Here is a 20,850-nt window from a genome sequence, read left to right on the forward strand (position 1 = left end):
ATCAGGGTTGCCGTTGTAATGCGCTAAGGGGGACATCATGTCTGTGATGATTGCTTTTTTCGCCGGCATGTTAACCCTGCTGAGCCCCTGTACCCTTCCGGTTATTCCGCTGGTATTTGCCAGCGCACAAGGCCGTAAGGGCCCTTTGCTGGCGCTGCTGAGCGGGATGGTGCTGATGTTTACCGCCGTAGCGCTCCTGGCGACGGTGGCGAGTCAGTGGATCACCACTATCACGCTGGCCGGACGCTGGGCGGCGATACTCTTTTTCGCCGCTAGCGCGCTGATGCTGCTTTCGGAGCGTATCGCTAACCGCGTTACGCAACCGCTGGTTGCCCTGGGAAATCACATCAATCAGCTCAGCAGCCGTCAACACGGTCTGGTTGCGGCGCTGCTGGCCGGGCTGGCGACGGGCTTGCTGTGGTCACCCTGTGCCGGTCCGATTCTGGGCGCGATCCTGAGTCTGGCGGCGGTAACAAACGATCCACTCGCCGTCAGTCTACTGCTCATCGCTTACGGCAGCGGTGCCGCCCTTATGCTGGCTCTGCTGTGGTTCGCGGGACGTGAGCTGGTGAAACGTTTAAGGCCAGGACTGCGGTACATGACCCGCCTGCGTCAGCTGGCGGGGGCTGTCATGCTGGCGGCTGTGGTGCTGATTGCTACCGGATCCGCAAGTGTGCTGCAAACGACGCCAGCCTGGGCTGCAACCCTTGAGCAGCATTTGAGTCAGTGGGGAGCAACGACAAAGCCAGCCGTCTCTCCTCAGCCTGCCGCACTGGCACATCCGCGCAGCGCCCTGCCGGCGCTTGATGGTGGAACGGCATGGCTGAACGGTGCACCGCTGACAGCAGAGAAGCTCAACGGCAACGTAGTGCTGGTGGATTTCTGGACGTTTGATTGCATTAATTGCCAGCACACGCTGCCGCATGTGCGCGACTGGGCGAAGAAATATCAGCCTCAGGGACTGGTAGTTGTCGGTGTGCATACGCCGGAATATCCGTGGGAGCGTGATGAAAAAGCGGTGAGTCGCGCCATCCGGCGGTGGCAATTGCCCTATCCGGTGGTGACAGATAATCACTATGCCATCTGGAATCGCTTCGGTAACCAATACTGGCCGGCGTTTTATCTGTTCGATAAGCAGGGACAATTACGCTTCAGCGCGTTTGGCGAAGGCAACTATGCGCAACAGGAGCAGGCCATTCAGCAATTGCTGCACGAAAAAGGGCCGGGTAGCTAGCCATCATTCTGTCAGAATGAGGTTCTATTATCCGCCTTACCGCCATGGTGATCAAATTCAACCCGATGCTGCTTAAACTAGTCGGCCGACGAGATGATCAACAACCCGAGCGCATTGCTTGTCAGTGAAGAGTAAACAGCACGCACTTTTTGGTAGCAGCGCAGTTTATTGCGCGAAGCATGGACAGGCACGGTGCTGCGATTGGTACGCGCGATGAATCGCGCCGCTACGAAATGTGCGGTAACTGAATTGGGGACTTAACCGATCGGCATTACGACCAGAGCGGCATCATTTTTTCGCCCGCGTCTGTGGCCGTACAGACGACACGCGGTACTTTTTCCGGATAATCACATCGGGAAATAAGGCCGTCACGCTCAAGCGAACGCAGTGCGCGCGTCAGCATGTGTTGTGTGATGCCATGCAGCGCATTCCTGAGGATTTCAGGCACAGCATAATGCCCTCGGGCGCAACGCCTGGCCTGAGGACTATCGGGCCCTTCGCCTGGAATCCCGGCGCTTTGACAAACCGGCAGGTTGCGTCAATACTCTCCTCCGCACGATCACATCCACGAATCAGTACCATTCTAAAACAGAAAACGCGCACTAATCGCCTGCTCCATATCTCCCCCAGCGTCGCCTATCTAATTAATTTACGTGATTATATGTTTTTTAATTATTTAAATTGAAATTAATCATCTCCCTGCCGATAACGCCATTGCCATCAGGCAAAAGCGTGGACAACAACAACCAGGGAGTTTTAGTTTTATGAAAACAATGCGTGTTTTTTTGGAAGATATCAGGGTCGGCAGAAAACTCATGCTCGGGTTTGGTGTGCTGCTTCTGCTCAGCATTGCTGTAGCATCCTGTGGCATCAAAAATCTGCACGACATCGCGGAGCGTGCGGAGAAACTTAGCCAGCTGAAAGGGATCAACGATCAGTTTGCGCAGGCAAAAGATGCCCGCCTGCAATACGTAAAAACCCACGATGAAAAATTTATTGCCGACAACGAAGCGCGACTGCAGGTGATTGAAGGCAGTATCAATCAGCTGAAAACCTGGCAATGGGACAGCGCGCAGACTGCGCTGATTGCTTCACTGCCAGCCGCGATGAATCTTTATCGTCAGCATCGTACCGAGACGGTCAATGAAGTGCACAAGCGCCAGAGCATTCTGCAGGCGCTGAGCTTCAGTGGCGAAATTACGGCAGTTGACGCCCTGGCCAAAAACTACGAGGCGGCACAGCAGGACACAGCAGCGGCTCTGCGCGAAGTCAGTAAATACCTGACCGGTATCAGCATTCGCGTAAAGCTGATGGCGCTGGACAACAGTGAAGCAAATCGTCTGGCTTTGTCTGGCTTTATAGCTGAAACGATTCAACTTATTGACCAGGTGCGACCGCGCCTGAGCGCTGATGACAGCATCGCGCTGGATAAAATTGCCGTCACGCTGGCGGCCAGACGCGACAGCGTCCAGGACTACAACGCCTCTGCGGAAGAAGAAGTGGAGGCAACCCGACAACTGGCCATTGCCGGATTGCATCTGACCAACACCAGTAATCAGCTGTTTACCCAGCAGCTGGCCGCCACACATCAGGATATCGCCCGGGCGATCCTGTGGATGTCGCTGATTCTTGCTGCAGCCGTGGTGATCAGCATTCTGATTGCGGTGTTTATCACCCGGCAGATTACCCGTCCTTTAGCGGTGACACTGCAGGTCGCGCGGCAGATTGCGCAGGGAGATTTGAGCGTGCAACTACAAACTTCGCGTAAAGACGAACTGGGCGAACTGATGCAGGCGGTCGGTGAGATGAGCAATGACCTGCGCGGCATCATCGGTAACATTCGCAGCGGCGTAATGCAGGTCAGCCACGCGTCTGCGGAGATCGCGGCGGGCAATAACGATTTGTCAGCCCGCACCGAGGAGCAGGCGGCCGCGCTGGAGCAGACGGCAGCCAGCATGGAGCAGCTCACCGCCACGGTGAAACAGAACGTGGAAAACATTCATCACTCCAGCGAACTGGCGCGCGCCACCTCGGAGAAGGCCAATCAGGGCGGAGCGCTGGTCAGGGGCGTGGTCGAGACCATGGACCAGATCAGCGCCAGCTCAGGCAAAATCGCTGAGATCACCACTGTCATCAACAGCATCGCTTTCCAGACCAACATCCTGGCGCTCAACGCAGCCGTAGAAGCGGCACGCGCCGGTGAGCAGGGCCGCGGCTTTGCCGTGGTCGCCAGCGAGGTGCGCAGTCTGGCGCAGCGCAGCGCTCAGGCGGCCAAAGAGATCGAAACCCTGATTGGCGAATCGGTCGCGCGCATCAGCAGCGGTTCACAGCTGGTGGGTCAGGCCGGTAAAACCATGGATGAAATTGTGCAATCCGTCGGCAATGTCACCAGTATTCTGGCGGACATTGCACAGGCATCGGATGAGCAGAATCGCGGCATTTCGCAGGTTGGCGTGGCGATTGTTCAGATGGACAGCGTAACGCAGCAAAACGCCGCGCTGGTGCAGGAATCATCGGCCGCTGCCGGCGCGCTGCGCGATCAGGCGTCGACGCTGGAAGGCTCAGTATCGCGTTTCGTGGTGCAGTAAGCAGATTTTCACTGACAGTGAGAGCGGGCGGGATGCCCGCTCTTGTCGGATCACAGCGAGTCCGATTGCGGAATGAAATAACGTTTGATGCGTTGTCCATATAACCCAACCGCCAGCCCGGTGATAATCAGTATCAGCGCCACGATTTTTATCGGAGAAATAGTTTCACCGAATATCATCATTGAGCCGAGGATGCCGAACACCGGCACCAGCAGCGATAATGGCGCGACGGTGGAGACAGGATACTGTTTAAGCAGTGAGTTCCAGACCCAGTAGCCTAATAACGTATTGGGGTAGACCTGAAACAGAATGGACAATATTGCACGGGTATCCATATGGCTGATTAATGCGCTATAGCCCGCACTGCCATTGATTAATCCATCCAGCAGGAACAGCGGAATCGGCGAAAAGGCGCTCGACCACACCAGAAAGGCAAATACCTGCTTCGTACTCGCTTTTTTCATGATGATATTGGCGAGGCTCCAGGCGATTGCGCCCGCCAGCACCAGCAGCAACCCGGCAAACGTGACAGAGCCGTCGGTAATAAACACGATGCTCATCAAGCCGCTGCACGCCAGCACAAACCCGGCAATTTGATAGCGGCTGAGCTGTTCTTTAAACACATAGCTGCCGAGCAGCAGAGTGAAAAAGGCGCTGAACTGCAGCACCAGCGACGCGATCCCCGCCGAAAGCCCGGTTTTTATCCCCAGATTGACCAGGCCCCACAAGCCAATGCCGAACACCAGCCCGTAACCGATAATGTAGCGCCACGGCACATTGGGTTTTTTAATAAAGAAGAGCGCCGGAATGGCACACAGCGTAAAGCGCAGCCCTGCCAGAATAAAAGGATCGATGGCGTGCAGCCCCAACTTGATCACGGAAAAATTAATGCCCCAGATAGCGGTAATACTTATGGCCAGCAGCAAGTGTGACGATTTCATGATTGACGTGTTCCATACCAGAGAATAAGCGCGCAGGCACTGACGAACGCACCGCCGTAGCACACTGAAGACCATCCCCAGTGGGCGTAGAGTTGGGTGGCAGCAATCGCGCCCAGCGCACTGCCTGCCGCATAAAAACACATGTAGGCGCCGATCAGTCGGCTGGTCGCACCAGGTTTACCGGCAATCAATATGCTTTGGTTGATGACGTGCACCGTCTGCACGGCGAAATCCAGCATGATGACGCCGACAACCAGCGACAATAAAGAAGCCTGCGCGAAAGCGATCGGTAGCCAGGAGAGCGTCAGCACAACCAGTGCCAATCCGCTGGCACGCTGCCCTATTCCCCGGTCAGCCCAACCGCCACTTCGGGATGCCGCCAGCGCACCGGCGATGCCTGCCAGACCAAACAACCCCATTTGGGTATGCGACAGCGACATCGCACTGAGCGGCAAAACCATGGCGCTCCACAACATGCTGAACGCGGCAAAAATCAGCAGAGCCAAAGCGCCGCGCTGGCGTAGCTGGGGCTCAGTGACGAAAAGACGCGGGACAGAAAACAGCCACCCAGTCGGGTGAGCGCGCGCCTGCTGCGTGGCACTCGCGGGAATCACGGTTATCAGCACCACGGTAATCAGCAGCATCAGCACGGCTGACGTCATATACACCGCCCGCCAGCCGGCGATATCGGCGATGATGCCGGAGACCAGGCGCGCCAGCAGTATGCCCATGACGATGCCGCTGGTGACGCTGCCCACCACCTTGCCACGCTGAGCGGGAGCCGCCAGGATAGCGGCCCACGCCACCACGGTTTGCGTCACCACCGCCATCAAACCCACCAGCAACATCGCCCCCAGCAGCGCCAGCAAACTCTCTGCTAACGCTGCTGCGGTCAGTGCCAGCACCGAAAGCAGCAGGTGCGTCACCACCAGCTTTCGGCGATCAACGCGATCGCCGAGCGGTACCAGCAAGAACAATCCCATGGCATAACCTGCCTGCGTTGCCGTAATCACAACACCAATGGTACCGGGCGAAACCTGCAGCGTTGCAGATATCGATTCCAGCAGCGGCTGGGCAGAATAGACATTGCCGACAGCCAGCGCGCAGATCAGTGAAAACAGAAAAATGATACGGGACGGCAGCAACGATACAGCCGTCGCACACTCTTTTGTCTTCGTATCTGCGCGTGAATCCGTGGTGCAAGACATGTTGCCACCCCATGTGGTTTTTTTTTGAAACCGATTTGCGCTATAAGTATCAGCAGCGGTTTTTTTTTGCAACTTGTTTCGCTGAAGGCTAAGCTGCCGTCAGTAAGTCAGCAGAGTGAGAGAGAAAATGGCCAAACAGGAAGCGCTCAGAACCAGCGAATGCCCGGTTGCCAGAACTGTGGAGTTGATTGGCGAACGCTGGTGTTTGATGATCATCCGTGAAGCGTTTGATGATGTGCGCCGCTTCAGTGATTTCCAGAAAAACCTTGGGCTGGCAAAAAATATCCTGGCTTCACGGCTGAAACTGCTGGTTGAAGTCGGCGTGCTTGCGGTTTGTCCGGCGTCAGATGGCAGCGCGTACAAGGAATACATCCTCACCGAACGGGGGCGAGCTGTCTTCCCGATCGTCGTGGCGATGCGCCAGTGGGGAGAGCGTTATCTGTTTGAAAAAGGCGAAATCCACTCGGTATTGCTGGATAACGCCAACGGCGAACCGTTACCGGAACTGGCGGTCTATTCTGCCCAGGGACAACGGCTCGATCCCGCCGACTGCTATCGCCGGCGCGTTATCGCGGGTAAGGGTCATGATCAGCTGAAATAACGACCGTCAGGAAGCGCATTAAATCGATCCTTCCTGTTCAATCACCAGCACCCGCGCGATGCCCTGCGGATGGGCAACGTGCTCTGTGCCTTCACTGGCATAAAAAATATCGCCGGCGGTTAATCGTTTCGTTCTCACTTCACCGTTTTCTTTGTAAAACATGTCAACACAACCATCCATAACGGCAAATACCTCCTGGCCATCATTGACATGCCATTGATAGGGTTGATCGGTCCAGTGCAGTTTAACGCTGGTGTTGTCAAAGCTGGCAATATGCTGAGACGCCCAGGCTTTCGAACCATTGAATTCCCTGCTGCTGTAAAACTTCATGTTTGCATCCTGTCTGGTGCTGCGGTGATACATCATCATGAAATAACAGAAGGCGGCGCAGCGTGCCAGATTCAGGCAATGGTTTGTCCTGATTTGACACCAGCGTGTCCCGTTTTTGCGGCCGGGATGCCTGCCTAACGCATAGGGCGTGTATTAAGCAGGCGAGCTGAGCAGTTAACGGAGGGCATATCAGCGTTGCGGCCGTTCAGAAGGGAATAAAATGGCTGCGGATCACCGTGGTAGCATCAGTAAAATGCACCACATCGGCCATCACCCTTTTGGTCTGGTCGGACTCCAGCGCCCGGTTGACGTCCTGCTGACAGCCAAAGGTGTAAACACCGATCGAGAGCCAGCCGCTGCGGTCTGACGCGGGATAGAACGCTTCCGCCGAAATGAGCCCATAGTTCTGCCAGCACGCCAGCGCTAACGGCAGATGCGTGTGGGTATAATAGTCGCGATCAAAGCGATGGGTTTCATCGCCGACGCACACCACTATCATCTGATGCATATCCTTCTCCCGTTAGCGCATGCCGCCAGACGCCATCAACACTTCGCCCGTCACCCAGCCAGCATCGTCGGAGGCAAGATAAGCCACAATCGGCGCAATATCCTGCACCTGACCAATCCGCCCGAGCGGCGTCTGGCTTTCGTTCCAGTGCTGGAACTCCGAGCCCATCGCGCCGGTGCTGTGGGTGCCTTCGGTTTCGATTAGACCCGGATTGACCGCATTGACGCGGATGCCGCGCGGGCCGAGTTCACGCGCCAGCACGCCGGTGATGGCGTCAATCGCCCCTTTGCTGCCGCTGTAGATAGCGCTCTCCGCCAGGAAAACCCGCGTCACGAATGAGCTAATGTTGATAATGCTGCTGCCCTTCTCCAGATGCGGCACGGCGGCACCGGTCACCAGCAGCGGCCCGAGTACATTGATGTCAAACTGCCTGCGATACAGCGCTTCGCTGCTCTCTTCGATTTTCGCGAACTGATATACACCGGCGTTGTTCACCACGATGTCCAGCCGGCCAAACTGCGCGAGGGTAGACTGAATGAGTGCCTCGACCTGCGGCTGATCGGTGACGTTCGCTGCCAGCGCCACCGCCGTGCCACCGGCGGCGTCAATCGCGGCCACCACCTTATCTGCCCCGTTTTTGTCGGCGGCATAGTTGACGACCACCTTTGCGCCGTCGGCCGCCAGCTGGCGGGCAATCGCCGCACCAATGCCCTTGGATGCACCGGTTACGAGCGCGACTTTGTCCTGAAGCTTTTTCATGTTCTGCAATCCTCGATCAGTTCAGTGTGGATGTCGCCGTTATGGTGATAGCTACAAAGTTGTTTGAGAACTGCCATTTTTGTATATTCGATGTTCATTTTTGAACGGAATAAGCGCAATGGAATGGAGCGATGTACGGATCTTTCTGGCGGTGATGCGCAGCGGATCGTATGGCGAGGCCGCGCGCCGGCTGGGCGTCAGCCATCCGACCGTGGGTCGTCGCATTAAGGTGCTGGAAGCGCAGGCCCATCAGGCGCTGTTTCGCCGCACGCCGGATGGCCTGGTGTTAACTGATGCGGGTGACGCCGTGCTGGGCCTGGCGGAAAGCATGGAAAATGCCGCACTGGCGATGGAGAGACGGCTGGCGGGCAATCATCCGCGGCTGGAAGGGATTTTGCGCATCTCCTGTGCCGAGTGGTTTGCCACCGCCGTGCTGGCACCGGTGCTGAGCGAGCTGACGCAACTCCATCCTGCCATCGTGCCGGAAATCATCGCCAGCTACCGCTTGCTCAATCTGTCACGGCGCGATGCCGACGTGGCTTTTCGCATCGTGCCTTTTACCGAGCCGGATATTGTGCAGCGGCGCCTGATGAGCATGCCCTATGCGTTGTACGGCACACCTGAAAATGCACTGGCATTTCAACAGGATCCGGCGTCAGTGGGGCTAATCCTGATGAATACCGGACAGGCGCATTTTCCCGATGTCGTCTGGCTGCTCGACCAATTCCCGCAGTCGCGGCGGGCTTTTACCAGCACCAGCCGGGCGGTGCAGGCGCAGATGTGCCTGCGCGGCATGGGCGTGGCGGTGTTACCTCAGCCACTGGGCGATGGCACCGCCGGTTTGCAGCGAATTGCCACCCCGCAACCGCCGCCTTCACGCGATATCTGGGTAGGCTATCATCAGGATCTGCGGCACATGGATCGCCTGCGCGCCATGCTGGATATTGCTGATGCGATGCTGGTTGCGAAGTAACGGTCGCAGGGATTCGCGCAGCAACTCAGGCGGGCCTCAGACCCGGTAACGGTTCTATGCTGCGCAGCGCATTTTCCATCAGTCTGGCCAGCAGATTTTGCGCATTCGGTTCAGTCTGGCTGCCACTTTTTGGTTCCAGCGTAACGCCCAGCGCGCCCAGCGGCGGCAAAACATTGCTGGCGCTCACCAGGTTAGCGGGCATGCCGACCCGCGTGCGCACGGTGATCCCCAGACCGGCCCGCACCGCCGCCCAGATGCCGCTCAGGCTATGGCTGACAAACACGATTCGCCACGCAATGCCCGCCTGGTCCAGACTGTCGATGGCGCGCGAGCGCATCAGGCATGGATTATCAAACATCACCAGCGGCAGCGGTTCGCCCTGGCTTAGCAGCGCGCTGACGTCGCAATCGGGATGGACAATCCACTCCAGCGGGAACTGGCCGATCAACGCGCCTTTGCGCTGCAACGGTTGTGCCTGCCACAGCAGCGCCATATCAAGGGCATCGCTGTCGAGTGCGGTAAGCAGCTCCTGATTACGCGCCACGCGGGCGGTGATCCGCAGCCCGGGATGGTGACGTGTAAATTCGCCCAGAATACCGGGCATCAGGGTGTCGCCAAAATCTTCCTGCATGCCAAGGCGCACTTCCCCCTGCAACGGTTCACCGGTGAAGGTGCGCAGCGCTTCGTCATTCAGTGCCAGCAGGCGACGGGCATAACCCATCATCACTTCCCCCTCACGGGTTAACGCCAGATAACGCCCGCTTTTCATCACCAGCTTGCTGCCGCATTGCTGCTCCAGCTTTTTTAGCTGGGCGCTGACCGCCGAAGTGGATCGACAGAGTCGCACGGCGGCCTGCGCAAAACTGCCACACTCGATGCCGGTAACAAAACTGCGCAGCGCATCGAGGTCCAGCGTCTGAACTAACTTTTGCATAATCGTCCTGAATTAAGGGATGAAAGGCATCGTTTAATTTGATTTTCAGGATGGTGATGGTTCGCCACAATCGCGGCTAAGTCAATAAGGAGAATCATCATGGCAAACGCACTCGATCGTGAAACACTGGCGCGCGTCGCGCCAAAGCTGGCCGAACTCAGTCAGCAGGTCCTTTTCAATGATATCTGGCAACGTGACGCGCTTACGCCGCGCGAGCGCAGCCTGATTACCCTGGCGGCGCTGACGGCGCTGGGCCGCGTGCAACAGCTGCCGTGGCATATCGATTTCGCGCAAAACAACGGCCTGTCGCGAGAAGAGATCGTTGAAGTATTCACCCATCTGGCGTTTTATGCTGGCTGGCCTGCGGCCGTATCGGCGCTCAGCTGTCTGGAAGAGGCGTAACCATCATGCCGTTTACCCGCATTATGCTGCGCCAGGGTTACAGCGACGTGCAGTTAACGCAGATTTCCGACATCCTGCAACAGAGTCTGGAGGAGGAATTTGCCGTTCCACCCGGCGACCGCTTTCAGGTATTCGAAGAACTGCCGGCACGGCTCAGGGTGTTTGATCGCCACTATCGAAGCCGCGGACGCACAGAGAATTTTATTCAGTTTATGATCACTGCCGGCAAGCCGCGCACGCCCAAGCAGAAGCAAAGGCTGTGTCGCAGCTTATGTGAGCGACTCGCGCAATCGCTGGCGATCGATCCGCAGGATGTGATGGTGATGATTCACTTCAACACTGCCGATGACTGGAGTTTCAGTGCAGGACGCATAATGTCGGAACAACAGGCCGTTCACCCATAGTCCTGGCCGCCCCGTTTCGGCGACGGCCGGAAAATAGCGGGGCATTAATCGTTAGCGGATTGCAGTGCGGCGCGCTGGCGGTCGCGCGTGAAGATCTGCCACGTCACCTCGTCATCGCTGAGGGTGAAAACAGCCGTGGCGAGCGTATTCTCTTCATCCGGATCCTGCGGAGACAGCCGGTAAATCGGCAACGCTGCATCCTGCTGATCCGATAAAATCGCCTTAGCCGCCGCGCTATCAACAGCCGGTTGCGTCGTCAGCCATGCATCCAGCCGCTGCTGGCGCGAGCCGGAACTGGCGGTGACCACCTGTTCGACGGCGGCAAGCTGCGGGTGAATAAGATGGTTGGCGTGCCCGAAAGGCGCGGTCAGTGGGATCACTGAACAGCCTGAGCCTGTCGCTTCAATACTGACCAGGCGGCTGTCGCCCTGCTGCCCCAGCGTATGATGAAACGCGCCGGCGCGCGGCGTAGCGCTCAGAATGGCGATCGCGTCATCCAGCGTGGTCGCGTTCAGCGACGCGCGGGCGATGATCTGACGCGGCAGGCCATCCGGACGGTGCTGTGCACGGATATTATTGACGGTATTAACAATGCCCTTCTCATTGACGGCAAAAGTGTGACCGCAAAGCGAGCCCGGATAGGCAAAGCTGGTGAACGCGAGGCCGTCGTCCGGGGTAATGCGCACCACGGCACAGTCATCGCGCAGCTGCGGAAAACCGTCTTCGTTGTGCGCGATGATCAATTCTCCAGAGGCGCTTTGTCCTGCCACCGTAGTGCAACCATCCGAGGTTGAACGCACCAGATCGCCCCGACAGTTCCAGGCAAACACCTCGTCAACCGGTGCCTGTAAGCCAGCGGCCAGCCCTTCCAGCTCCTGCCAGATCAGCGGGAACTGCTGCTCAACCTGCGCGCGCATGCGGCGGGTTTGTGCCGCATCTTTCTGAGCGGTGACCGTTTGCCAGAGACGGGTATGCGTGAGTTTGTTATGCCAGGCATCGCGGCCAAATTCACCGAGTTGCTGACCAATGGCAAAAGCCGAACCACGGATGTCGAGTATTTTCATAGCGTGTTGTTTCACTTCTTCTCAGGATACATGTTGCAGGAATTCTTTCAGGCGCGGATTACGGCTGGCAGTGAGCAGCATATCAGGTGGCCCATCTTCAGCAATGGTGCCCCCATCAATAAAGATCAGGCGCGAAGCCACATCCCGGGCAAAGCCGATCTCATGCGTTACGATCACCATGGTCATGCCCTCTTCGGCCAGCGAGCGCATGACTTTCAAGACTTCATGACGCAACTCCGGATCCAGCGCGGAAGTCGGCTCATCAAACAGTATCATTTTGGGTTTAACCGCCAGTGCCCGGGCAATCGCCACGCGCTGTTGCTGGCCGCCCGAAAGTTCAGACGGATAATGATTGGCGCGCTCGCGCAAGCCGACGCGCTCCAGCAGTGCCAGCGCCTGTTCGCGCGCCGCAGCTTTAGGTTGATGACGCACGCGAATCGGGCCGAACATCACGTTCTCCAGCGCAGTCAGATGCGGGAACAGGTGGAACTGCTGAAACACCATGCCGGCTTCGCGGCGGATATCACACTCACGGGCATGCGGATCGGTGATGTGCATGCCCGCGACCAGCAGCGTACCGGATGAGATCTCCTCTAGCTTGTTGATGCAGCGTAACAGCGTTGATTTGCCCGAACCTGAAGGGCCAATAATCACCACTACCTCGCCCGCTTCAATTTTTAGATTGATATCATGCAGGACCTGCGTGGCGCCGAAATTCTTCGACACTGCGTTAAATTCAACCATGCTCATAGAATATGGATCCTCTTTTCCAGCTGCTTCAGCAAAAAGCTCAAACACAACGTTACCAGCAGATAAATCATGGCTACGGCGGTCCACACCTCCAGCGCACGAAAATTACCTGCAATGATCTCCTGCCCCTGACGCGTCAGCTCTGCCACGCCAATCACAATAAACAGTGAGGTATCTTTAATACTGATAATCCACTGGTTACCTAAAGCCGGAATCATGCGCCGTAACGCCAAAGGCATAATGACGTACCACAGCGTACTACGCTGTGATAAGCCCATCGCCAGACTCGCTTCTTTAAAGCCTTTATTGATGGAAAGAATCGCGCCCCGGGTAATTTCAGCAATATACGCGCCGGAGTTAATCACAATGGTCACGATCGCGGCGGTGACAGGATCTATTCTTATCGGCAACACCATTGGCAGTGCGAAGTAAATAAACATCACCTGTACCATTATTGGCGTGCCACGGATAAGCTCGACAAAAATCAGCGACAGCGTTTTAGCGATTTTGCCACCCAGGGCACGGCAGGTTCCTGCCAGCAAACCAATAATAAAACCACCCAGCAGACCTGACAGCGAAATAATCAACGTCAGCTGTAGTCCCTGCAGCAATACTGGCAGCGACTCCCAAATATATTTACTGTCAAAATTCATAGTCTTACCCGTTAACGCTAAACGAGGCCGGAGGGCTCCGGCCTGGCAGGATTATTTCGGCTGCTTAGCAAACCATTTCACGTAGATTTTGCTGTAAGTCCCATCCGCGCGTAGCGCCTGCAGCGCGGCGTTGACCTTCGGCGTCAGGCTGCTGTTTTTCTGCATGGCAAAGCCATATTGCTGCGGCAGAATAGTGTCGTTTTCACCGCTGGCTTTCACTTTGCCATCACCCGCAGTTTTCACGTAGTAAAGGACATTAGGCGAGTCATGAACCACCGCATCAAGGTTGCCAGCCTGTAAATCCAGATAGGCATTATCGATATTCGGGAACTCAACATAGTTGGCCTTGTAGTGACTTTTCATAAAGCTGGCTGCGGCAGTACCCTGTTTCAGTCCGACTTTTTTTCCGGCCAGATCGCTGAATTTTTTAATGCTGTTATCGCTACTTTTAACAGCCATTAATAAGTCAGCATCATAATAACCGTTACTGAAATCCACCACCTGTTTACGCGCATCGGTAATGGTAATGCCGGCCATCGCGACATCCAGATTGCGTGATTGCAGGCCCGGAATCAGCCCACCAAAGTCCATCGGATGTAATTCGTAACTGACGTTCATCTTTTTCGCAATCGCATCCCATAAATCAATGTCAAAGCCAACGTATTTATCACCTTGTTTAAATTCAAAAGGGACAAATGCCGTATCAACCCCAACCGTTAATTTATCCTGTGCCGCAGCGATACAACTAGCGGAACAGGCAATCAATGCTAATGTGATCTTTAATTTATTTAATAATGCGGACATAATAACCCTCAGCGTCAGTGAAATAGCGTGCAATGAACGTCATCCAGCGAAATAGATCGGCGGACGTATCAGTAAGCTTGCGATATAACGGGCGCATCCGGCGCGCCCGGATTAAAGCGACTACTTATGCAGGTAGCAGATGATCCTGCGTACAGGGTACTGGCGTCTGTGCGCCATTCATTATCATCGAGAGAAAACTGTAATAGCCGTTGATACCGATCAAATCCACCACGCCTTTCTCGCCCCATAAATCGATGGCTTGTTGCCAGGTGGCATCACTGATCTTTTGTTGCTGGTGTAACTGCTGGCAGAACTGGTAAATCACCCACTCATCGGGCTGTAAATCCCCGGGCTGACGTTTTTCATTAATAGCCTGCACTGCGGCGGCCGAAATGCCTTTCTCGCGCGCTATCGGTGCATGAATTGCCCACTCTACCGGCTGTGACCAATGCCTGGCCGTGAGTAAAATCGCCAGCTCCGATAACCGCTGGCCCAGCGCACTGCGATAGCGCAGGTATTCGCCCATGCGCTGCGCGTGTGCCATCAATTCAGGACTGCGCAGCAGCGGCTCAAACGGCGGCAGCAGCGCGCCGCGCGGTCCGTTGATGATCTCTTCAGCTAATGGACGTTGCTGCTCGTCCCACTCCTGCTCCGCCAGCGGCGGTAATCGGTTAATCATAATTTGCCGGTCTCTTCGCGTATCACGGTGTTAAGCGTATCCACGACAAAATCCAGCTGCGCCGGCGTGACGATAAACGGCGGCGCGATCAGGATGTGGTCGCCATATTGCCCGTCCAGCGTGCCACCCATCGGGTAGACCAGCAGGCCACGTGCCATACAGTTAGCCTTGATCGCCGCATGCAGTTTCAGCGCCGGGTCAAACGGCGCTTTCGTGGCTTTATCGCGCACCAGCTCAACCCCGGCAAACAGGCCGCGGCCGCGTGTATCCCCAACGTGCGGTGATTCTCCCAGTACTTCACGCAGCGACTGATGCAGATAAGCGCCCTGCTGTTTAACCGCGTCCAGCAAATTGTCGCGCTCAATCACCTGCTGTACGGCCAGTGCAGCTGCAGCGGCTGTCGCGTGACAGATATAAGTGTGGCCATGCTGGAACAGACCGCTGCCGGCCTGCAGCGCAGACACGATTTTTTCACTGGCCAGCACCGCGCCGATCGGCTGATAGCCGCCGCCCAGCCCTTTGGCGATGGTGACTAAATCGGGCACAACGTTATCCTGCTCAAATGCGTGCAGTGTGCCGGTGCGCCCCATTCCGCACATCACTTCATCAGCGATAAACAAAATGCCGTATTTGTCGCACAAGCTGCGCACGCCCTGCAGGTAGCCCGGCGTCGGCGGTACGGCACCGCTGGTGGCGCCCACCACGGTCTCGGCGCAGAAGCCAATAATGGTCTCCGGGCCCGCATCCACAATCGCCTGCTCCAGTTCGCTCAGTAGCCGCTGGGTATACTGCTGCTGGGTTTCATCGGCCCGGCGATCGCGATACTCATTGCAGGCTGAAACGCGAATGACGTCGATTAACAGCGGCGCGAACTGACGCCGACGCCATTCGTTGCCACCGACCGCCAGCGCGCCCAGCGTATTACCGTGGTAGCTCTGCTGGCGGGCAATGAAGCGGGTGCGCGCGGGCTGGCCGATCTCAACGAAATATTGCCGGGCCAGTTTCAGCGCGGTTTCAACCGCTTCGGAACCGCCGGAGACGAAATAGGCATAGTTGAGATCGCCTGGTGCGGTGCGCGTTAACTGTTCAGCCAGCTGTTCAACGGTATCGCTGGTGAAGAAACTGGTGTGGGCGTAAGCCAGTTCATCGATCTGACGATGCAGGGCTGCCAGGACATCAGGATGAGCGTGCCCCAGGCAGGACACGGCGGCACCACCGCAGGCATCAAGATACTGTTTTCCCTGTGCATCAAAAATGTATGCCCCCTGCGCGCGCGCAGCCACGGCGGGCACGCTGCGCAGACTGCGGTGAATGATTCGGCTCATGCGGGTCCTGCTCCTGAAAATGCGAGGTTGTTAAGCGCATCTTGCAGGATCCATTTGAATCACGTCAACGCAATAATGATCCAATCGCATTCAATATTCTTATGACAGATACAAATGAATCATTGATCAGGATTTTCCGGCATTAACGTAAGCGCCCGAATCGATTAAATAGCGTTCGGCATTTTCAATTTTACTGACGGCATCACGGCCATGACGGGCCACCAGCATCGCCAGCAGGCATTCCGCCAGGCCCATACCCGAGACCACGGAAGGGAAAAACGAAGGGCTGTCAATCGAGAACTGTAATGCACAGTCTGCGGCCTGCGCTAATGGCGAAACCGGCGAATCGGTGATGGTAATGATTTTCGCGCCGGCCTGCTGTGCTGCCCGTAATACGTCAAGCGACTCACGCGAATAAGGGGCAAAACTGGTGAGTAACAGGCAATCCGCCGCCGTCAGTTCGCGGGTAAAGACTTCGATGTTGCTCGCCAGACCATCAATTAAGGCCACCTGCCGGTTAAATAGCCGATAGACATAAAATAACGACCAGGCAATGGGAAAACTGGCACGAAAACCGCAGATGTAAACATTGTCAGCCGCATCCAGTAAGGTCACGGCCTGTTCCATCGTCTGGCGGTTTTCGTTTTGGGTGAAGGTAAGGTTGGTTTGATGTGCCTGAAACATCTCATCATACAGCTGCGGCTGCGTGCCGGCGGCGACGAGCCTCTCCGCTTTTGAGACATAGGTATCATTGCGCAAACCGATGTCGTCGATGAACGCGTCTTTAAGTTCACTCCAGCCGTTGTAGCCCAGCCGTTTTGCCAGGCGCAGCAGCGTGGCCGGTTTAACCCCGGCCTGCTGGGCAAAGGTGCGCATGGATTGCACTACCAGTTGATTGGTATTTTGCAGTGAGAATTCGGCAGCCCGCTGTAGTTCAGGCGATAATTCATTGAACTCGCGGACGATAGTTTCCCTAAGGTTCATAGCAACTGTTCACTGGCTTTGAGGTTCAGGTATCTAAACACATTTGAGATCAAGACTCTAGGCGCGGATACCACAGCGGAATGGTTGCCTGAAGCCCGGGCGCGAGAATGATAAACACTTAGCTTGTTCGTTGTGCATGAGGATCGCCCTCAACAGCGACCCTGGATTGAAAAAATGTCTTCAGTTGCGACTCAACACCAGCTTCAGGCCGGCAATGGCGAAACAGCAGGCTAACAGGGCATCCAATCCGCGGCGGATACGACGATAAAACGCGTTCATTGCGGCGGTGGAAAATATCAGCGCATAACCACAGAATACCGTCGCACAGATTGCTGCACAGCCGACAATAATCATCGGTAACGTCGCGGCCGCCGCGCCTGGTTTAAGAGCAACTGACATGATGGCGACCCAGGTTAAAATGGCTTTCGGATTGCCAACATGCATCAACATCCCCTGCCGGAATAACCTGCCATAGGCAATACGCTCATCACTGACAATCGCATCCGCTGAGCCGGTTCGGGTTAACGCAGATTTACCGGCTTTAAATGACAGCCACAACAGATACAATCCACCGCCGATTTTCAACACCAGCAGCAATTGGGCAAATGTCGCCAGCACGGTTAATACCCCGCAGGCCGCCAGCAGCGCCCACAGCATTGAGCCGCCGATAACGCCGCCCGCAAGCGCTAAGGCAGCGCCACGTCCTTTATTCATCGCCGTGCCCATGATCGCCATATTGCTCGGACCGGGGCTGGCGGTTGCCACAAAATACGTGGTGTAAATCAGCAGTAATTCGTGTGAAAGCGCCATGATATCCTCTGCAGGTGAAATGTCCTGCCCCTGTTATATCGGCTCACTCAGGAATTTACTATTTCTTGTCAACAGGAAGAAATACCGGACGCTGTTCTATTCTGTGGACTGCTGCATAAGCCAGGCTCTTACCTTTACCACGGCAGAACGCAGCAGCGCTTCGTGAGGCGTAATAAGCCAGTAAGCGTGTCCGGTATTCAGCGTATCTGGAAACGGTGCGACCACTTCACCGGATGCCAGGTTCGCCTGAACAAATCGCCTGCGCATCAGCGCTACGCCCATGCCGGCAAGCATCGCCAGCCATGCCCCGCTGCCATCGCTATACAAGGGCCCTTTACGGCTATCAATATGGCCGACACCGGCTTCATTGAGCCAGCGCTGCCAGTCTTCCCGGTGCATATCATGCAGTAACGTGACATGACCGAGTGCGGCAAGTGCCGGCGGCTCTCCCAGTTGCCGCGCCACAGCAGGAATGCAGACTGCAATATAGTCGTCGTCGATCAGCTTCTCACTCACGCAACCCTCACAGAAACCGTTGCCATGCCGTACGGCCAGGTCGATACCATCCGTGGCGAAAGACTGAATGCGGGAAGTGGCGCTGATGCGCAGGTCAATATCCGCACAGTCACGTTCAAAATCAGCCAGTCGCGGCAGTAACCAGTGGGTCGCAAATCCGGTGGTGCAGGCCAGCGTGATGGTGTTTTTTTGGGTCTCCTGCACCAGCGTTTCGGTGGCTTCACGTATCAGGCTGAAAGCCGAAGCAATCGAGTAGTAATAGCCCTGACCGGATGCCGTCAGCGCCAGCTTGCGTCCGTTTCGCTGAAACAGTGACAGGCCCAGCTGCCGTTCCAGTTCCCTGATGTGCAGGCTGATCGCGCCGGGCGTGACGTGCAACTCCTGGCCTGCAAGGGTCATGCTGAGGTGCCGGGCAACGGATTCGAACGCCTTCAGGGCGTTAAGAGAAGGCAGGCTGTTTCGCATTGTTTAGTTTTCCTAAAAAACAGGCGGAAATTAAATCGTTTTTATTTCCACTCCGTCAACGTTATTAATAGGCATATCACAGGCGATGCTGTACCGCATTTATCTTAAGACTGTTGAGTTATATAGAAATTTACGGAAAGAGTACCGTTTCACGCACCACGCCTGCACACGAAAAAATGATCAGCTACAAGACCCGTTATGGCGATTAACCTTTATCAGGCTTGAGTTTTTGTCGTGTCAGGGAGGCAATAAATGGAGACAGGATGCAGATGAAGGATATCGATGTTGGATTTACCCACGTTGCGTTTATGGTGAGGGATCTGGAGAAGAGCATGGATTTCTACCGCCGCTATGCAGGAATGAAGGTGATACACACCCGTGAACCTGACGTCCCGGCTGCCCGCAAGGTGGCATGGCTGAGCGATCATACCCGTCCCTTCGCGCTGGTTCTGGTGCAGGCGGATGACGTGTCAGATACGCCACTGGGTAAATTTGGACACTTAGGCATTGCCTGCGCATCACGCGAAGAGATCGATCGTAAAACAGCGATGGCCGTCGCCGAAGGCGTGTTACGCAAAGCCCCTGAAGAGGCTGGCGAACCGGTGGGATATTACGTATTTTTTGCCGATCCCGATGGAAATACGCTGGAGCTGTCTTTCGGGCAACGCGTCGGGCTGGAAGCAATACGCACCGCTCCCGGTTTACTTTAACGTGCCTGCACGCAGGCAGCGGAGAACATATGGCGCTGACGTTGCCGATTTATACTCAACGCCTGGTGTTGCGCAAGCTGGCAGTGGCTGATTTGCCGCATCTGTCGCGCTATCGCAATCTGCCAGACGTTGCTCGTTGTCAGAGCTGGGAAGAATTTACCCGGCAGGACGCTGAGAAATTATATGCGCAGCAGGATGCGCTGCCATTTAACAGCGATAACACCTGGTTCCAGCTTGCCGTTGCACAACAGGAAGGTGACCGGCTGATTGGGGACATCGGAATTCATTTTTTTGATGGAGGAAGACAAGCTGAACTCGGCATGACATTTGATGCCGGATATCAGAACCAGGGTTTTGCGCTGGAAGCAATGAGTGCCATCGTTACCCTGCTTTTCACGCAGTTTGCGAAACACCGACTCACTGCAGTGGTAGACACCCGTAATAGTCGCGCCATAAACCTGCTGGAAAAGCTGAATTTTCGCCGTGAAGCACATTACCGGCAGAATATTTTTTTCAAAGGGATGTGGGGGGATGAATATCTTTATGCGCGGCTGACCAGCGATTAGCGCAGGCATTGCGCTAATCCATCGCGTTAGCCTGACAGGGAGGCGTTGTGACAATTAGCAAAGTCAGCAAGGAAGAGTATTACTTATTGATTCAGGCGACTGGACGGTCTGCCGTAGATGGTGAGGGAAAGCCGTTTCCCCTCCTCCATCTGAAGCTGATGCAATAATCCGGCACAGGAATCAGGAGAAAAAAATGAACGGAAGTTGTCTTTGTAAAAGGGTGCGCTACGAATGTGATCGCCTGGCGGGCAGCATCATGCATTGCTGCTGTCACACCTGCAGAAAAGCGCACGCCGCCGCTTATACGTCCACCGCGCGCGTACGGCGTGAGGATTTCCGGTGGACCCAGGGAGAAGAATTTCTGACGGCATTTAACTCTTCCCCGGATAAGTTGCGTTATTTCTGTTCAGTCTGCGGTTCTCATCTGATGGCTGAAAGACTTCATCAGAGCCACGTGATTCTGCGTGTGGCCACGCTGGACGACGATCCGGCTCAGACGCCGGTTTCCTATATCTGGTGTTCACACACCGTGCCGTGGCTAACAGAACGCGACGATGTGCCTCAGTATCAGCAGGATAAAGAGACATGATGGCTGGTCAAAACGCCGCTGGCTGCGCGCCGCATTAAAATTCAGTATTATAG

At 55.8% G+C, this 20,850-nt stretch carries 25 protein-coding genes; 9 read left to right on the forward strand and 16 right to left on the reverse strand.

What is annotated here, in order from left to right; translation table 11 throughout:
• The first annotated feature begins 37 nt into the window (after positions 1 to 37).
• Positions 38 to 1,234 (forward strand): cytochrome c biogenesis protein/redoxin, encoded by a 1,197-nt coding sequence (locus MXF20_RS06495; protein ID WP_325968320.1) that lies wholly within the window; start codon positions 38 to 40, stop codon positions 1,232 to 1,234.
• A 271-nt stretch (positions 1,235 to 1,505) separates the two neighbouring features.
• Here MXF20_RS06495 and MXF20_RS06500 read toward each other — a convergent pair whose 3' ends face one another.
• Entirely contained in the window at positions 1,506 to 1,682 is a 177-nt protein-coding gene (locus MXF20_RS06500) for a winged helix-turn-helix transcriptional regulator (protein WP_418936836.1), read from the reverse strand.
• Between the two features lie 367 nt (positions 1,683 to 2,049).
• On the opposite strand from MXF20_RS06500, the gene MXF20_RS06505 reads away from it, so the two are divergent.
• The gene (locus tag MXF20_RS06505; RefSeq protein WP_325968321.1) at positions 2,050 to 3,822 is read left to right on the forward strand and encodes a methyl-accepting chemotaxis protein; all 1,773 of its coding nucleotides are present in this window, start codon (positions 2,050 to 2,052) and stop codon (positions 3,820 to 3,822) included.
• 50 nt (positions 3,823 to 3,872) lie between these two features.
• Here the strand turns inward: MXF20_RS06505 and MXF20_RS06510 are convergent, their stop codons facing one another.
• Positions 3,873 to 4,763, reverse strand: a complete 891-nt coding sequence (locus tag MXF20_RS06510; RefSeq protein WP_325968322.1) for an EamA family transporter — start codon at positions 4,761 to 4,763, stop codon at positions 3,873 to 3,875.
• Positions 4,760 to 5,971 (reverse strand): MFS transporter, encoded by a 1,212-nt coding sequence (locus MXF20_RS06515; protein WP_418936841.1) that lies wholly within the window; start codon positions 5,969 to 5,971, stop codon positions 4,760 to 4,762. Before MXF20_RS06515 ends, MXF20_RS06510 begins: the two co-directional genes overlap by 4 nt.
• Positions 5,972 to 6,098: 127 nt before the next feature.
• Here MXF20_RS06515 and MXF20_RS06520 point away from each other — a divergent pair, with 127 nt between their 5' ends.
• Complete coding sequence (locus MXF20_RS06520) at positions 6,099 to 6,572, forward strand: helix-turn-helix domain-containing protein (RefSeq protein ID WP_325968324.1); 474 nt, start codon at positions 6,099 to 6,101, stop codon at positions 6,570 to 6,572.
• A gap of 18 nt (positions 6,573 to 6,590) precedes the next feature.
• Here MXF20_RS06520 and MXF20_RS06525 read toward each other — a convergent pair whose 3' ends face one another.
• The 3 genes from MXF20_RS06525 to MXF20_RS06535 form a co-directional block, all read right to left on the reverse strand.
• Complete coding sequence (locus tag MXF20_RS06525) at positions 6,591 to 6,902, reverse strand: cupin (RefSeq protein ID WP_325968325.1); 312 nt, start codon at positions 6,900 to 6,902, stop codon at positions 6,591 to 6,593.
• A 205-nt stretch (positions 6,903 to 7,107) separates the two neighbouring features.
• Positions 7,108 to 7,410 (reverse strand): EthD family reductase, encoded by a 303-nt coding sequence (locus MXF20_RS06530; RefSeq protein ID WP_325968326.1) that lies wholly within the window; start codon positions 7,408 to 7,410, stop codon positions 7,108 to 7,110.
• A gap of 12 nt (positions 7,411 to 7,422) precedes the next feature.
• Positions 7,423 to 8,169: an SDR family NAD(P)-dependent oxidoreductase gene (locus MXF20_RS06535; RefSeq protein WP_262264117.1), complete on the reverse strand. Its 747-nt coding sequence runs from the start codon at positions 8,167 to 8,169 to the stop codon at positions 7,423 to 7,425.
• A 118-nt stretch (positions 8,170 to 8,287) separates the two neighbouring features.
• On the opposite strand from MXF20_RS06535, the gene MXF20_RS06540 reads away from it, so the two are divergent.
• Positions 8,288 to 9,142, forward strand: a complete 855-nt coding sequence (locus tag MXF20_RS06540) for a LysR family transcriptional regulator (RefSeq protein WP_325968327.1) — start codon at positions 8,288 to 8,290, stop codon at positions 9,140 to 9,142.
• 25 nt (positions 9,143 to 9,167) lie between these two features.
• On the opposite strand, the gene MXF20_RS06545 is transcribed toward MXF20_RS06540, so the two are convergent.
• Entirely contained in the window at positions 9,168 to 10,076 is a 909-nt protein-coding gene (locus MXF20_RS06545) for a LysR substrate-binding domain-containing protein (RefSeq protein ID WP_325968328.1), read from the reverse strand.
• 99 nt (positions 10,077 to 10,175) lie between these two features.
• Here MXF20_RS06545 and MXF20_RS06550 point away from each other — a divergent pair, with 99 nt between their 5' ends.
• Both MXF20_RS06550 and MXF20_RS06555 read left to right on the forward strand, forming a co-directional pair.
• A complete protein-coding gene (locus MXF20_RS06550) occupies positions 10,176 to 10,478 on the forward strand; it encodes a carboxymuconolactone decarboxylase family protein (protein ID WP_325968330.1) in 303 nt (100 codons plus the stop codon).
• A 5-nt stretch (positions 10,479 to 10,483) separates the two neighbouring features.
• The gene (locus MXF20_RS06555; protein ID WP_325968331.1) at positions 10,484 to 10,882 is read left to right on the forward strand and encodes a tautomerase family protein; all 399 of its coding nucleotides are present in this window, start codon (positions 10,484 to 10,486) and stop codon (positions 10,880 to 10,882) included.
• A 44-nt stretch (positions 10,883 to 10,926) separates the two neighbouring features.
• On the opposite strand, the gene MXF20_RS06560 is transcribed toward MXF20_RS06555, so the two are convergent.
• The 9 genes from MXF20_RS06560 to gcvA all read right to left on the reverse strand — a co-directional run bounded on the left by MXF20_RS06560 (position 10,927) and on the right by gcvA (position 18,932).
• On the reverse strand, positions 10,927 to 11,946 hold the full coding sequence (locus MXF20_RS06560) for a C45 family peptidase (RefSeq protein WP_325968488.1): 1,020 nt from the start codon (positions 11,944 to 11,946) through the stop codon (positions 10,927 to 10,929).
• A gap of 21 nt (positions 11,947 to 11,967) precedes the next feature.
• A complete protein-coding gene (gene glnQ, locus MXF20_RS06565) occupies positions 11,968 to 12,690 on the reverse strand; it encodes a glutamine ABC transporter ATP-binding protein GlnQ (RefSeq protein ID WP_325968489.1) in 723 nt (240 codons plus the stop codon).
• Positions 12,691 to 12,692: 2 nt separating this feature from the next.
• A complete protein-coding gene (gene glnP, locus MXF20_RS06570; RefSeq protein ID WP_325968332.1) occupies positions 12,693 to 13,349 on the reverse strand; it encodes a glutamine ABC transporter permease GlnP in 657 nt (218 codons plus the stop codon).
• A 51-nt stretch (positions 13,350 to 13,400) separates the two neighbouring features.
• Positions 13,401 to 14,153 carry a glutamine ABC transporter substrate-binding protein GlnH gene (gene glnH / locus MXF20_RS06575; protein WP_325968333.1) on the reverse strand — a complete coding sequence of 251 codons (753 nt, stop codon included), beginning with the start codon at positions 14,151 to 14,153 and terminating at the stop codon, positions 13,401 to 13,403.
• Between the two features lie 124 nt (positions 14,154 to 14,277).
• Complete coding sequence (locus MXF20_RS06580) at positions 14,278 to 14,832, reverse strand: carboxymuconolactone decarboxylase family protein (RefSeq protein WP_325968334.1); 555 nt, start codon at positions 14,830 to 14,832, stop codon at positions 14,278 to 14,280.
• The gene (locus MXF20_RS06585; RefSeq protein WP_325968335.1) at positions 14,829 to 16,157 is read right to left on the reverse strand and encodes an aspartate aminotransferase family protein; all 1,329 of its coding nucleotides are present in this window, start codon (positions 16,155 to 16,157) and stop codon (positions 14,829 to 14,831) included. Before MXF20_RS06585 ends, MXF20_RS06580 begins: the two co-directional genes overlap by 4 nt.
• Before the next feature lie 126 nt (positions 16,158 to 16,283).
• Complete coding sequence (locus MXF20_RS06590) at positions 16,284 to 17,141, reverse strand: MurR/RpiR family transcriptional regulator (protein ID WP_325968336.1); 858 nt, start codon at positions 17,139 to 17,141, stop codon at positions 16,284 to 16,286.
• Positions 17,142 to 17,321: 180 nt separating this feature from the next.
• Positions 17,322 to 17,951 carry a LysE family translocator gene (locus MXF20_RS06595; RefSeq protein WP_325968337.1) on the reverse strand — a complete coding sequence of 210 codons (630 nt, stop codon included), beginning with the start codon at positions 17,949 to 17,951 and terminating at the stop codon, positions 17,322 to 17,324.
• A gap of 96 nt (positions 17,952 to 18,047) precedes the next feature.
• Positions 18,048 to 18,932 carry a transcriptional regulator GcvA gene (gene gcvA / locus MXF20_RS06600; RefSeq protein ID WP_325968338.1) on the reverse strand — a complete coding sequence of 295 codons (885 nt, stop codon included), beginning with the start codon at positions 18,930 to 18,932 and terminating at the stop codon, positions 18,048 to 18,050.
• 269 nt (positions 18,933 to 19,201) lie between these two features.
• Between gcvA and MXF20_RS06605 the strand changes: the two genes are divergently transcribed.
• From MXF20_RS06605 to MXF20_RS06615, 3 genes are all read left to right on the forward strand, one after another.
• The gene (locus MXF20_RS06605; protein WP_031279954.1) at positions 19,202 to 19,642 is read left to right on the forward strand and encodes a VOC family protein; all 441 of its coding nucleotides are present in this window, start codon (positions 19,202 to 19,204) and stop codon (positions 19,640 to 19,642) included.
• A 35-nt stretch (positions 19,643 to 19,677) separates the two neighbouring features.
• Positions 19,678 to 20,208, forward strand: coding sequence for a GNAT family protein (locus MXF20_RS06610; RefSeq protein WP_325968490.1), 531 nt, complete (start codon positions 19,678 to 19,680; stop codon positions 20,206 to 20,208).
• Between the two features lie 256 nt (positions 20,209 to 20,464).
• Positions 20,465 to 20,797 (forward strand): GFA family protein, encoded by a 333-nt coding sequence (locus MXF20_RS06615; RefSeq protein ID WP_325968492.1) that lies wholly within the window; start codon positions 20,465 to 20,467, stop codon positions 20,795 to 20,797.
• Positions 20,798 to 20,850: the final 53 nt, after the last annotated feature.

This window comes from Pantoea dispersa (assembly GCF_035783935.1).
Classification (GTDB): Bacteria; Pseudomonadota; Gammaproteobacteria; order Enterobacterales; family Enterobacteriaceae; genus Pantoea; species Pantoea dispersa_C.

Coding starts and splice junctions, on each gene's coding strand:
- MXF20_RS06495 (WP_325968320.1), top strand. CDS start 38: ATGTCTGTGATGATTGCTTTTTTCGCCGGCATGTTAACCCTGCTGAGC.
- MXF20_RS06505 (WP_325968321.1), top strand. CDS start 2,050: ATGCTCGGGTTTGGTGTGCTGCTTCTGCTCAGCATTGCTGTAGCATCC.
- MXF20_RS06510 (WP_325968322.1), bottom strand. CDS start 4,763: ATGAAATCGTCACACTTGCTGCTGGCCATAAGTATTACCGCTATCTGG.
- MXF20_RS06515 (WP_418936841.1), bottom strand. CDS start 5,971: ATGTCTTGCACCACGGATTCACGCGCAGATACGAAGACAAAAGAGTGT.
- MXF20_RS06520 (WP_325968324.1), top strand. CDS start 6,099: ATGGCCAAACAGGAAGCGCTCAGAACCAGCGAATGCCCGGTTGCCAGA.
- MXF20_RS06525 (WP_325968325.1), bottom strand. CDS start 6,902: ATGAAGTTTTACAGCAGCAGGGAATTCAATGGTTCGAAAGCCTGGGCG.
- MXF20_RS06530 (WP_325968326.1), bottom strand. CDS start 7,410: ATGCATCAGATGATAGTGGTGTGCGTCGGCGATGAAACCCATCGCTTT.
- MXF20_RS06535 (WP_262264117.1), bottom strand. CDS start 8,169: ATGAAAAAGCTTCAGGACAAAGTCGCGCTCGTAACCGGTGCATCCAAG.
- MXF20_RS06540 (WP_325968327.1), top strand. CDS start 8,288: ATGGAATGGAGCGATGTACGGATCTTTCTGGCGGTGATGCGCAGCGGA.
- MXF20_RS06545 (WP_325968328.1), bottom strand. CDS start 10,076: ATGCAAAAGTTAGTTCAGACGCTGGACCTCGATGCGCTGCGCAGTTTT.
- MXF20_RS06550 (WP_325968330.1), top strand. CDS start 10,176: ATGGCAAACGCACTCGATCGTGAAACACTGGCGCGCGTCGCGCCAAAG.
- MXF20_RS06555 (WP_325968331.1), top strand. CDS start 10,484: ATGCCGTTTACCCGCATTATGCTGCGCCAGGGTTACAGCGACGTGCAG.
- MXF20_RS06560 (WP_325968488.1), bottom strand. CDS start 11,946: ATGAAAATACTCGACATCCGTGGTTCGGCTTTTGCCATTGGTCAGCAA.
- glnQ (WP_325968489.1), bottom strand. CDS start 12,690: ATGGTTGAATTTAACGCAGTGTCGAAGAATTTCGGCGCCACGCAGGTC.
- glnP (WP_325968332.1), bottom strand. CDS start 13,349: ATGAATTTTGACAGTAAATATATTTGGGAGTCGCTGCCAGTATTGCTG.
- glnH (WP_325968333.1), bottom strand. CDS start 14,153: ATGTCCGCATTATTAAATAAATTAAAGATCACATTAGCATTGATTGCC.
- MXF20_RS06580 (WP_325968334.1), bottom strand. CDS start 14,832: ATGATTAACCGATTACCGCCGCTGGCGGAGCAGGAGTGGGACGAGCAG.
- MXF20_RS06585 (WP_325968335.1), bottom strand. CDS start 16,157: ATGAGCCGAATCATTCACCGCAGTCTGCGCAGCGTGCCCGCCGTGGCT.
- MXF20_RS06590 (WP_325968336.1), bottom strand. CDS start 17,141: ATGAACCTTAGGGAAACTATCGTCCGCGAGTTCAATGAATTATCGCCT.
- MXF20_RS06595 (WP_325968337.1), bottom strand. CDS start 17,951: ATGGCGCTTTCACACGAATTACTGCTGATTTACACCACGTATTTTGTG.
- gcvA (WP_325968338.1), bottom strand. CDS start 18,932: ATGCGAAACAGCCTGCCTTCTCTTAACGCCCTGAAGGCGTTCGAATCC.
- MXF20_RS06605 (WP_031279954.1), top strand. CDS start 19,202: ATGAAGGATATCGATGTTGGATTTACCCACGTTGCGTTTATGGTGAGG.
- MXF20_RS06615 (WP_325968492.1), top strand. CDS start 20,465: ATGCATTGCTGCTGTCACACCTGCAGAAAAGCGCACGCCGCCGCTTAT.